Raw genomic sequence first — 10420 nt, 5'->3', positions numbered from 1 at the left:
CGCGCGCCCGCAGCCGACGCCTTCACCGAGGTACCGCTCACTGACTTCACTGCTGGTACTGCGAACTGCACTTACTACGGGTACTGCCACTGCGTTAACTGCGGTACTGCTGCCCGGCAGTTCGTCTCTGCCAGGCCCTGCTGTCTCTCTGGGCTACGAGAGAAACCATAACCACCCCACCACCCAATGTCTACTCCACCCGACATAGATTTCCGCGTGTTCGACGATGAGGTAATCGACCTCGAACGGGAGCGGTGGCACTTCCAGAAGGGCCTGGAAGCCTTCGCGCAGCTAGCCAGGACCAACCGACGATCCGAGCAGCACAGCGGGATACAACGCGGCGGTCATCACCCGGCAGCCGAGTGAGCCCTCATCCTTGTTCTGCTCTCGGCCGTTCGGGCCGGAGCATGGTGGCCATTCAGCCGATGCCGGTGTGCGGGCCCCCTTTTCTAGGCTGGGGATGTACGAAAAACCCGTTCTTTCGGAGGCCCCGATGCCTACGCTGCCCGGTTCTTTGCCCGCCCGTGTCCTGGCCGTCGCCGTCGGTGCGGGACTGGCTGCCGCAGGCCCCATCGCAGCGCCGGCCGCCGCAGCCCAGACATACCACGTAGGGGAAGGATTCGTCTCTGACGCCCATGAACAGCGACCCGCATGCCGGTACGGCAACGCGTTCGCGGTCGTCGACCACCAGCGAGCCCTCATCGTCGAATCGAGTCAGGACCTGATCACGGCGGTACTGAAGCCTGGCAGCGTCTCCGAAGGAGATGACGGCTACACCTGGAAGTTCCATCGTGACGGAAAGACGATCACTCGCACCGAAGGCACGCACAAGACGTCCAAGGTGTGCAAGCCCCTGGGAACCAGGCTCACCAACAAAACCCCGGGTACCACTGTCCTAGACATCGGCGCAGGGATGACAGTCGACGTCAAGCATGGCGTCCCGTACCTCTGCGATAAGGCCCTACGGCCCGGCAAGACCTACAACGAGGGCATCTACCTGCACTTCGACGGCCGACGGTTGTTCTACAAGACCCAGGGCGGGGACCCGTTCTACTGGATCAAGGACGTCCGCACCGGCCGGCCGCTCGGCAGCACGACGCACCCGCCCGCCCCCGGCCCCTAGCCAGCGAAAGGGAACGGGCCCAGGATCCCGGCGCCTTCAGCCGCCGCGCGTTTCGCCCGCGCGTTTCGTCGTTGAGTATCGACACCCCCGCTCAGCACCCGGACGAGCGCGAAGAACACCCAGGCGCCGCGACCAGAAGAGGTCTGGGAACGGCTCCTGCGCAGTACACGGTCAACGTGCATGCTGCGCGCTCGTTCATCACCGCACTCATCGCTTTGGAGGAAGACATGCTGCAACGCAATCATCACAAGCTCTTGGCCGCGGTAACCGGGGCACTGGTGACCTCCGTGGCCGTGGCCGTGGCCGTCCCGGCCGCAGCCACCAGCACCCCCCGCCACACCGCCACAGCTGCGTGCAAGGCGTCCGACATCGCCCTGTCCTGGGGGGCCGGGGGAAGCGCCAAGCCGGGCGGTAGCGGCGACCAACAGGAGACGGCGGTCGTTCAGCTGAAGAACACAGGCCACCATGCGTGCACGATCAAGGGCATCCCCGACGTCGTGCTGACCCGGGGCAGCCAGAGCGAGACCATGTTCGAGCAGGAGGAGACCGCTCACAACGTGACGCTCTCCCCCGGCGGGACCGCCAAGTTCACCATCACATTCCTCAGCGATACCGGAAAGTACGGCAACAAGATCATCCGCCCCGACAAGGCGGTCATCACCCTGCCCGCCATGTCGTCGCCCGCCAAGACCCTTCCCTGGAAGTGGGGAGCGGTCAGCCAGCAGGAAGCCGCCTCCCATCCCGGCAACTACGTCAGCCCCATCAGCTGACGTGCCGGCCGGCGAGTGCCATGGCCGACGCGAAGAAGTGGGCCCGCAGACCGGGCACAGCACCAGCCACCCCGTCTGCGGGTCGTGCGCCGGGCCCAGTCGCTGCTGACCGAGGACGATGTCTGCGGCGTCGTCGGCACGGTCGGTCCGGCGCATGACGAAGCCGAGGAGCGGGTCGACGCGCTCGGCTTTAAGGCGGCAGAGGCGGCAGAGGCGGCAGAGCCGACAGAGGCGCTCAGTCGGCGCTGGCGTGGTCGCGGCTCATGACTCTTCCATGTCCGGCGCCCGGGAGATCGTCGCACCGGCCGACAACAGTCTCTCCGCCAGCTCGCGGCAGCGCCTTCCGAGCTCGGGAGGGTCGAGTACCTCGAAGTCGTGTCCCAGCAGGAGTACGTGCATGAGCACGACGTCGAGGCTGGCGGCGCCACTGAGCACCTCGCAGAGTTCGTTCCCTCGCCGTCGTACGACGGCTGCCGACGCCGAGATCTGCGCGCGCACCGTGTCGGCCGACGCGTGCACGAGGAAGCGGGCCTGGTGCGGGTAAACCCGACTCGCCACGCCCTCCTGCACATACGTCGCCGCGTCGGGCGGCGCGCGCGGGCGGAAGCGCCAGGCCCGTCCGGACACCTCGGTCATCCGGTCGACGCGGAAGCTGCGCCAGTCGTCGCGATCGAGGTCGTAGGCGAGGAGGTACCAGCGCCGGTCGGAGGCGACCAGCCGGTAGGGCTCGACCCGTCGCCGTCGTACCTCGCTCCCTGGGGGCACCTCGCGGACGACGCCTGGGGGTGGGTAGTCGAAGCCGGCCTCGACCTGGTCGCGGCAGGCTCGGGCCAGCGTCATGAGCACCTCGGGGTCGACCGGCGTGCGGCCTCCGCCGAAGGACTCCACCGACCCGGAGAGCGCGCGCACCTCGTGCCGCAACCGGGTGGGCAGCACCTGGTCGAGCTTGGTCAGCGCCCGGAGTGCGGCCTCGCCTGCGCCAGCGACCGCGCCACCCGCGCCGGCGAGCAGCGAGACCACGGTGGCGATCGCCTCCTCGTCGTCGAGAAGCAGCGGCGGCAGGTCCTGCCCCGGGCCGAGCCGGTAGCCGCCGCCGACACCCTGGCTGGCGTGCACCGGATAGCCGAGGGCGCGCAGCCGCTCGACGTCACGCCGTACCGTGCGCGGCGTGACCCCGAGCCGGTCGGCGAGCTCGGGGCCGGTCCAGACCTGGCGCTGCTGCAGCAGCCCGAGCAGGGTGAGCACCCGCTCCGTCGTACCCCGTTCGTCACCGCTCGCCACGTCCATGTCGCCCACCCTGCCAGAGATAGCGGACCGATCCTGTCCGCTAGAGGTGTCAGGGTGGCTCCATGGACGCAGACGAACTCGACTGGAACCGGACGCTGCGCGAGCAGTGGGAGTTCCACTGGAACCATCAGCTCCGAGCCCGCCTCGCGGGCCTCGCCGACGACGAGTACTTCTGGTCGCCGGTGCCGGACGCCTGGAGCGTGCGGCCGCGCGGCAGCTCGACGGCGCCCGTGCGGCTCGGTGCCGGGGACTTCACGATGGACTACGCCTCCCCCCAACCGGTCCCCGCGGCCTTCACCACGATCGCCTGGCGACTCGGTCATGTCATCGTCGGCGTGCTCGCGGCGCGCAACGCGGCGCACTTCGACGCGCCGGCGGCGTCGTACGAGACCTGGGAGTACGCCGGCAGCGCGGCCACCGCACTCGACCAGCTCGAGACCCAACTCGACGTTTGGCTGGCCGGGGTGCGCGGCCTCGGCGACGCCGGGCTCCGGGTCCCGGTCGGCGCGAAGGAGCCCTTCCCCGAGATGCCCATGGCCGATCTGGTGCTGCACATCCACCGCGAGCTGATCCACCACCTGTCCGAGGTCTGCCTGCTGCGCGACCTCTACCTGCACACGAAACCTGGCGCCTCTCGGGAGAGACTCATGACCGCAAACATGACCGCGAAGACGACACACCTCGACCCCGAAGGACTCCACAGCAACCCTGCCTTCACGCAGGGCGTGATCGCACCCGCTGCGCGGACGCTCTATGTCGGTGGTCAGCTCGGCACCGACAGCACCGGAAACCTGCTCGACGGTATTGAGGCGCAGACCACTCAGGCCATGCGAAACGTGCTGACTGTGCTTGCTGCCGCGGGTACCGGTCCGGAGCATGTCGCCAAACTCAACATCTACCTCGTCAATGGGGTCGACGCACAGCTGGGATACGCGGCGTCGCGATCGGTGTGGGGCGATCACCGCACAGCCATCACGGTGGTTTCCACCGCAGGACACGCTCGCCCAGGCGCGCTCGTGGAGATCGACGCGGTAGCGATCCTTCCCGAATAGGACGAACCCACGGACCGGGACTGCGGAGACGTCCCCGGCAGCAGATCGGCCTGCCCGCGCGGATTAGGCCGACTGCTGGGCGTCGGCGGCGTAGACGGCGGCATTGGCCGCCGCCCGGGCGTGGGTGACCGCTTCGGTCGCCGCCTTGTGTGCGCCGCGCGCCGCGGCGGTGGCCGTGGCCGCGAGCCGGTCCGCTGCGTCGGCCGCGCCGGTCGTGATCGCGGCGGCGTGGCGGGCCCGGGCAGCCGCCCCGTGCGCACGCCGTGTCCAGCGCCTGCACGAGCGCGGCCAGCTGCTCCTCCACCGGGACCTCCGGGCTCAGGCCCGCCAGCTCCACCCAAGCAGCGCACGGACACGCAGGGAGCCCTGCCGGACGGTGCCCGGCAGGGCTCCCCGTTCGGTGTCATTTCGGCTCGGCTACCAGGGCGGCAGTGGCAGGATGGGGACCTCTGGACCGACGCCGACGCGCGCTGGACCAGCGGCTAGGGCGGCTTCTCCTACGCCCGCTCCAAGTGGGTCACCGGCGACTTCAACGGCGACAAGCGCTCGGACATCGCCATGGTCTACGACTACGGCAGTGGCGAGGCCGGACTGCACACCTGGACCGGCCAAGGCCGACGGAACCTTCAACGCGGCCGCGGCCAGTTGGAAGGTGGCCGACGGGAACTGGTGGATCTTCCACGCCACCTTCCGCGTGGGCGACACCAAGGGCGACGGCCGCGACGACATCCTCGCGCTGTACGGCTACACGGGCGGCGGCGTGGCGATGTTCACCTTCCAAGCGCAGGCCAACGGCGGCTTCGCCGCTCCGGTCAAGTCCTGGACGCGGACCAAGGAGCAGTGGCCGTACGCGAGCACGAAGTTCACCACGGGCGACTACAACGGGGACGGCCGTGACGATGTCCTGACCATGTACACCTACCACAACGGCTCGACCGGGGCGTTCACCTTCAAGGGCCGTACCGACGGAGGCTTCGAGAACGGCTTCCTGAGCTGGCAGACCCTGCCCGGCACCTGGTGACCCCGCGCCGGCAGAGCTGATCTGCCGTGCCGGTGAGCCGGAAGGCCCCGCACCGTGACCGGTGCGGGGCCTTTCGCCACCTCCGCGTCGAAGTGACGCGATGCGTCAGAGGGCTTTCTTCGTCGCGCTGACGACGACGCATTCCTTGTACTCGCTGCCGTCGCCCTTGCCGGTGTAAGTCGTCGTGGCCTCGGCCTGCCGGGACGCGCCCGCCTTGACGGTGAGGCCGGTCACGTTGGCCAGGGCAGGGTTCGCGCTCGAAGCGGCGTCCCCGCGGAACTTCATGCTGATGTTGTACGTGTAGTCCAGTGAGCCGCTGTTGGTGACGGTGAGCCTGGCGACCAGGTTCTTGCCCGCGTCGTCCAGCTTGCACGCGTCGATCTTGATGTCACGCTCGGCCTTGTTGCTGCTGCTGGAACCGCCGGGGACGGAGGCACCGCCCGAGCTGCCGCTGGTGCTGTCGTTGTCGTGGCTGCCACCGGTGGTACCGCCCCCGCTGGAGCTGCTGGAGCTGGAATCGGAGCCGTGGCTGCTGCCGCTGCTGCTGCCGCCGCAGCTGCCGCCGTTGGAGCCACGGGCTCCGGTGAGTGCTACCAGTGCGACGCCGAACACGGCGACCGCGCGGACATGGCGAAGCTTCACGTTCAACCCCCGTTGAAGTGTCAGTGAGTGAGAGGGCCCGCATTGACGGGCACACGTCACCCTAACAGCGGTCGGAGGGCCCTCAGTTCACTGCCGACGGAGGCAAACCCATGGGGCGGGTCGCCTACTTGTGGGGCTTGCAGACTTCGGTGACGCGTTTGCCTCCGTGATGCTCGTAGTCGTTGTAGGTGATGCTCTTCCCGTCTCGATTGAAGGTGAGTGTGCCGTCACGGGAATCCTTGACCGTCTGACCTCGCTGCAGGATCTCGTTGACAAAGTTTCCGCTGCCGGCGATGAGGATGGCCTGGTCCTGGTCGATGACCACGAGGCCGTATCCGACTCCGCAGGACGGCAGAGCGCCGACGCCCGGCGGTGCGACCTCCCCGACCGTGTACTTGGGGGAAGGCGTCGGTGAGGGGGCCGCGGCTGCGGTGACGGCGGGTGCGGCGGCGAGGGCGGTGCCCAGCAGGGCGGCGGCCGCCAGGTGCAGGGGCGGTGTACGCATCACAGAGCTCCTCTTCTCGGGGCTTCTCGGGGTGGAATGCTGGACGCGGGCCGACATGGAGGTACGGGATCCGCTCATCGCGTCACGCCGGCCCGCGGCGAGGCCAGGAATGGAACGTCTGCTCTCTGCCGGTCAGGAGTTCAGCTGGAACTGTTCGCTTCGGTTGTTCTGGTTGACGCATGCGATGTACGGGTTGGGGGACCCCTCGCGGCTCTCGCACTTCCAAGGCACCCCGTCGACTCTCACGGTCACGGGCACGGTCTCCGGCGTCTTCTGCGACGCCGCGTAGAACGCCTTCGCCACCTTCAAAGCGGTGGGACAGGCGGACTTCTCTCGCACATGGACCGCCAGCCCGCCATCCCACCCGACACCGCAGTACACCCACGGCTCGGCCGACGGGCTGGCCGTGACCCGGCGACCGGGCGCGGAATCCTCACTGCCGGCAGCCCCGGCCGGGGCGGTCAGTCCCGCCAGCACCACGCCACCTGCTACGACTACGACGGCTTTCCTGATGAAGCCCACATCGGTCTCCCTCCTCAGCGGTTTGCTCATGCGCCGCGGAAAGCCGGCACACGTCTCTTCGACCGTAGGTCCACCCATACGGAGCAACCCTTGCGGTGTAGCCCATACGGGTGACACCGGGCGCATCTTCCCTGGTCACAGCCAACCGACCGGACGGTCGAAGCGCTGCCGCTCAGTTGTCCGTAGGCAGCGGCGCAGAGTCAGCAGAGTCATCGGTGTCCGGCTGGTCGGGGGCGGGGTTCGGAACGGGCGATACCACGTCGTCGGGCGTCGGGTCCGGAGCCGGAACCGGCGGCACCACGTCGTCGGGCGTCGGGTCCGGAGCCGGATTGATGGGCTCACCGGGACGGGGCTTGCCCTTCTCGGCCCATACGCTGCCCTTGTAGGGGTGGAAGCTGTAGTTCACGCCGTGATGCCTGAAGACGGTGGTCCTGGAGCTCATGGTGGCGATCTTCTTGCCGTGGAAGAAGATGTTCGCCTCGTAGCGGTCACCGACCTTGTAGATCTTGGCAACCGAGCCATCGAACAGGCGCTGGGTCTTGACCAGCTTCCGCTGCTGCATCGAGGCGGCGTCGGCTGAGGCTGTGACGGCGCTGGCCGGCGTCAGGGAGTGGGCGACGGCGGCCCCGCTCGGGCCGCCCAGAGCGACCAGGGCTCCGAGGGCGACCGCAGCGCTGCGAAAAGAGCGGCGAGTGGACATCTGGCGCATGGGTATTCTCCGTCTCGTGTCGTGAGCGGAAAGGCTCTTGTTTTCCTTTCCTGCAACACCCTCAACGCTACGGATTCAAGGGGGGCATTTCATCGACCTAAGGGACAGAAAGCCATGTACCCAAAAGTCCCATAGCGATGAGCGACAGGTGGCACGGGCTCCGCGTCGGCGGGGGGGGGCACGCTCGGCCAATGAGGTCGGCATATCGCGCTCCGTGCCCAGCCAGCCCGGAGGGGGCGTCCGGATGCGATATCCCGTACGTATGGGTTCACGGAATAGACGTCTGCGAAGCGGGGCGGCGGCGGCACACAGGCTGCCTCGTGGCGGTCTTGGGCTGGCGGGTTGATGAGCGTGCTGATGCGCTGGATTCGGGGCTGCCCGCCGTGGCCCGTCACGGTCAAGCTCACCGTGGCGGCACTCCTCCTGGGTCTGACGGCTTTCGACGCCCTGCTGCTGGAGCACCTGCCGCCCGCGCGGACTGTCCTGGTCGTGGCGTCCGCCGTGATCGTCTGCGCGTGCGCTGTCCCCGTGGAGCGGATTTCCCTGACCGTGCGGGGCGGTATCGCGGCTGGCGTCTCGTGGACCGTCACGCTGATTCTGGTGACGGACGACAATCCGATTCCCGTGACCGGCATCGGGGAGATCACCGGCCTGCTCCTGCTTTTGGCGGGGGTCCTGTGGCGGGGGTCGGCCAAAGCCGCCTTGGTCCTGGGCCCTGCCCTGGCCGTTGCAAGCGTGGCGGTGCCTGCGCGTGACGTGAACCCGGAAGAATGGACTCTCGCCTTTTCCCTGATCACGATGGTCGTCGCGGCATTCTCCCTCCTGCTGCGGGCCCAGTCCGAGCAGCGGGTACGGGATCTGGACGCGCTGCGCTCGGCCGAACGACGCGCGCTCGCCCGCGAACTACACGACGTGGTGGCCCACCACGTGACAGGCATCCTCGTGCAGACGAAAGGCGCCCGCTTCGCGCCGCTGGATGCCCAGGCCACCGATGCGGTTCTGGAACGCATCGGGCAGGAAGCGGAGGAGGCTCTGAGCGCCATGAGGCGTCTGGTGACCGTGATGCGTCGGTCGGAGCCTGCGAAGGGGGCGGCCCGGACGCCCGCGGCCGGCCTCCGGGAGGTGAGAGAGATGGCCTCCGCGTTCTCTTCGGAGGGCCGAGCCGTCGAGGTCGCCATCCAGCCGGAACTGGAATCCCGGCTGCCGGCCGATGTGGCCACGGGCGTGCACCGCCTGGTCCGCGAAGCCCTCACCAACATCCGCAAACACGCTACCGACGCCACCCGGGTGGGTATCACTCTGCAATCCGTTGCCACCGGCTTGGAACTGCGGGTGACAGACAATGGACACCAGGCTGCGGCGCTCCCCGAACGCGCCCGGGGCGGCGGGTTCGGCATCGAGGGGATGAAGGAACGCGCGGCCGCCATGGGGGGCCGGCTCGACGCCGGTCCCCTGCCGTCAGGCGGCTGGCAGGTCAGAGCTTGGCTCCCGTTCCCCTCCAGCGTCAGTGGCGAACGGGCGCCCCACACTTAACCTCGGGTCAGACCGCTCTCCCAGGCCCACAGCGCCACTTCGACGCGGTTGCGGGCATCCAGCTTGGTCTGTACGCGAGCCAGGTGCGCTTTGATCGACGACACAGACAAATGGAGTTCGGCGGCGATCTCCGCGTTCGTACGTCCCTGGGCCGTCAGGAGTACCACCTCCTTCTCCCGCTCGGTGAGCCCCTCGCGGGGCGAGCGTGCACCCGACCCCAGGCTTCCTCGGGCAGCCATGTCGTTGAGCAGCCGCACGGTGATGGCCGGCGAGATGAGCGAGTCCCCAGCCGCGGCAGCGCGTACCGCCTCCACCAGCAGGGCGGGGCTGGCGTCTTTGAGCAGGAAGCCGCTGGCACCGTTGCGCAGGGCGGTCTGCACGTATTCGTCGTCGTCGAAGGTGGTGATGATGACGACCTGGGGGCGCCAGGCGTCCTCCTGGCCGGATGCCCCGTCCTTGCAGAGGAGACGTGTGACTTCGAGGCCGTCGAGGCCCGGCATGCGGATGTCGGCCAGCAGCACATCGGGGCGGAGCCGGCGGGTGGCCTCCAGTGCTTCCTCCCCGTCCGTGACGTCGGCGAGCACCTCGATCCCGGGGCTGTTGTCCAGGATCATCTTGAAGCCCGTGCGCACCAATTCCTGGTCATCGGCAATCACCACGCTGATGGACATGCGCGCGCTCACTCCCTGGGACACCCAACGCGACCGGGTTACGGCCGGGCCGCCTCACGGCGAGGCCCCTCTGTTGTACGACGGCCGGGGTCCGGTTCCTTCTGTCGCGCGCGGCGTGTCGAGGAGGCGTCCTTGAGGCGCCGGAAGTGACCGCCTGGGAACCGTCACCGGCGGAACCCACTCCGACGGCTCGACGCGGCCTTCCCGGCTTCGTCGGCCGATGCCCCCCTGCTGCAAGACGGCCTTCGGCGCTCTGAGGGCCTGAACCGCACAGACCTCCTCCCCCGGCGCCGAGCCACACGGCCCCGGCGCCGCTGACCTCTCGCCCATACGGAGTTCCCTCGCCCAGTCGGCGCAGAGCTCCCACACCATCGTCGGGGGGCGGCGATCACCCCCGCGAACGTTCCTACCGCTGGCCGAGGAGGCCGCTGGGGCCCCTGGGACTCCTGCGACGCCTGCGGCGCAACAGCAGGGCAGACGTCCTTCAGGACCCGCCTCCCGCCTCGTGCGCCGTGGTGGCCACACTGGTGACTTGCAGCAGCGCCCTCGCGTCACCGTCGGCCTGTCCGTACGGCGGCCCGTCGG

At 68.7% G+C, this 10420-nt stretch carries 12 protein-coding genes; 6 read left to right on the top strand and 6 right to left on the bottom strand.

Translation table 11 applies throughout. The annotated features are described in order from the left end of the window. Nucleotides 1-493 precede the first annotated feature (493 nt). The 3 genes from ABZX75_RS33520 (at nt 494) to ABZX75_RS33510 (ending at nt 2160) form a co-directional block, all read left to right on the top strand. Nucleotides 494-1123 (top strand): hypothetical protein, encoded by a 630-nt coding sequence (locus tag ABZX75_RS33520; protein WP_355417787.1) that lies wholly within the window; start codon nt 494-496, stop codon nt 1121-1123. A gap of 71 nt (nt 1124-1194) precedes the next feature. After that, nucleotides 1195-1893, top strand: coding sequence for a DUF4232 domain-containing protein (locus ABZX75_RS33515; protein ID WP_355417784.1), 699 nt, complete (start codon nt 1195-1197; stop codon nt 1891-1893). Nucleotides 1894-1977: 84 nt separating this feature from the next. Further along, a complete protein-coding gene (locus ABZX75_RS33510; RefSeq protein WP_355417781.1) occupies nt 1978-2160 on the top strand; it encodes a hypothetical protein in 183 nt (60 codons plus the stop codon). Here the strand turns inward: ABZX75_RS33510 and ABZX75_RS33505 are convergent. Continuing rightward, nucleotides 2155-3180: a YafY family protein gene (locus tag ABZX75_RS33505; protein WP_355417778.1), complete on the bottom strand. Its 1026-nt coding sequence runs from the start codon at nt 3178-3180 to the stop codon at nt 2155-2157. The two genes, ABZX75_RS33510 and ABZX75_RS33505, sit on opposite strands and share 6 nt — an antisense overlap. A 62-nt stretch (nt 3181-3242) precedes the next feature. On the opposite strand from ABZX75_RS33505, the gene ABZX75_RS33500 reads away from it, so the two are divergent. Together ABZX75_RS33500 and ABZX75_RS33495 are read left to right on the top strand one after the other, a co-directional pair. After that, nucleotides 3243-4232 (top strand): Rid family hydrolase, encoded by a 990-nt coding sequence (locus ABZX75_RS33500; protein WP_355417775.1) that lies wholly within the window; start codon nt 3243-3245, stop codon nt 4230-4232. A gap of 577 nt (nt 4233-4809) precedes the next feature. Next, on the top strand, nt 4810-5253 hold the full coding sequence (locus tag ABZX75_RS33495) for a VCBS repeat-containing protein (RefSeq protein WP_355417772.1): 444 nt from the start codon (nt 4810-4812) through the stop codon (nt 5251-5253). 105 nt (nt 5254-5358) lie between these two features. Here the strand turns inward: ABZX75_RS33495 and ABZX75_RS33490 are convergent, their stop codons facing one another. From ABZX75_RS33490 to ABZX75_RS33475, 4 genes are all read right to left on the bottom strand, one after another. Next, a complete protein-coding gene (locus tag ABZX75_RS33490; protein WP_355417769.1) occupies nt 5359-5895 on the bottom strand; it encodes a hypothetical protein in 537 nt (178 codons plus the stop codon). Nucleotides 5896-6019: 124 nt separating this feature from the next. Continuing rightward, a complete protein-coding gene (locus ABZX75_RS33485; protein ID WP_355417766.1) occupies nt 6020-6400 on the bottom strand; it encodes a hypothetical protein in 381 nt (126 codons plus the stop codon). 132 nt (nt 6401-6532) lie between these two features. Then, nucleotides 6533-6922: a hypothetical protein gene (locus ABZX75_RS33480; protein WP_355417763.1), complete on the bottom strand. Its 390-nt coding sequence runs from the start codon at nt 6920-6922 to the stop codon at nt 6533-6535. Nucleotides 6923-7094: 172 nt separating this feature from the next. Continuing rightward, nucleotides 7095-7631, bottom strand: a complete 537-nt coding sequence (locus ABZX75_RS33475; protein WP_355417761.1) for a hypothetical protein — start codon at nt 7629-7631, stop codon at nt 7095-7097. Between the two features lie 345 nt (nt 7632-7976). Here ABZX75_RS33475 and ABZX75_RS33470 point away from each other — a divergent pair, with 345 nt between their 5' ends. Continuing rightward, a complete protein-coding gene (locus ABZX75_RS33470; RefSeq protein ID WP_355417758.1) occupies nt 7977-9164 on the top strand; it encodes a histidine kinase in 1188 nt (395 codons plus the stop codon). Here ABZX75_RS33470 and ABZX75_RS33465 read toward each other — a convergent pair. Beyond that, entirely contained in the window at nt 9161-9835 is a 675-nt protein-coding gene (locus ABZX75_RS33465; RefSeq protein ID WP_355417755.1) for a response regulator transcription factor, read from the bottom strand. The two genes, ABZX75_RS33470 and ABZX75_RS33465, sit on opposite strands and share 4 nt — an antisense overlap. Between the last annotated feature and the right edge of the window lie 585 nt (nt 9836-10420).

This window comes from Streptomyces sp. NPDC003038 (genome assembly GCF_040611115.1).
Classification (GTDB): domain Bacteria; phylum Actinomycetota; class Actinomycetes; order Streptomycetales; family Streptomycetaceae; genus Streptomyces.
The sequence above is the reverse complement of the archived record's forward strand: the minus strand, read 5'-3'. Positions and strand labels throughout refer to the sequence as shown.

What these genes read in the sequence shown, in the direction of transcription:
- ABZX75_RS33520 (WP_355417787.1), top strand. Translation starts at nt 494, where the DNA reads ATGCCTACGCTGCCCGGTTCTTTGCCCGCCCGTGTCCTGGCCGTCGCC.
- ABZX75_RS33505 (WP_355417778.1), bottom strand. Translation starts at nt 3,180, where the DNA reads ATGGACGTGGCGAGCGGTGACGAACGGGGTACGACGGAGCGGGTGCTC.
- ABZX75_RS33500 (WP_355417775.1), top strand. Translation starts at nt 3,243, where the DNA reads ATGGACGCAGACGAACTCGACTGGAACCGGACGCTGCGCGAGCAGTGG.
- ABZX75_RS33485 (WP_355417766.1), bottom strand. Translation starts at nt 6,400, where the DNA reads ATGCGTACACCGCCCCTGCACCTGGCGGCCGCCGCCCTGCTGGGCACC.
- ABZX75_RS33475 (WP_355417761.1), bottom strand. Translation starts at nt 7,631, where the DNA reads ATGCGCCAGATGTCCACTCGCCGCTCTTTTCGCAGCGCTGCGGTCGCC.
- ABZX75_RS33470 (WP_355417758.1), top strand. Translation starts at nt 7,977, where the DNA reads ATGAGCGTGCTGATGCGCTGGATTCGGGGCTGCCCGCCGTGGCCCGTC.
- ABZX75_RS33465 (WP_355417755.1), bottom strand. Translation starts at nt 9,835, where the DNA reads ATGTCCATCAGCGTGGTGATTGCCGATGACCAGGAATTGGTGCGCACG.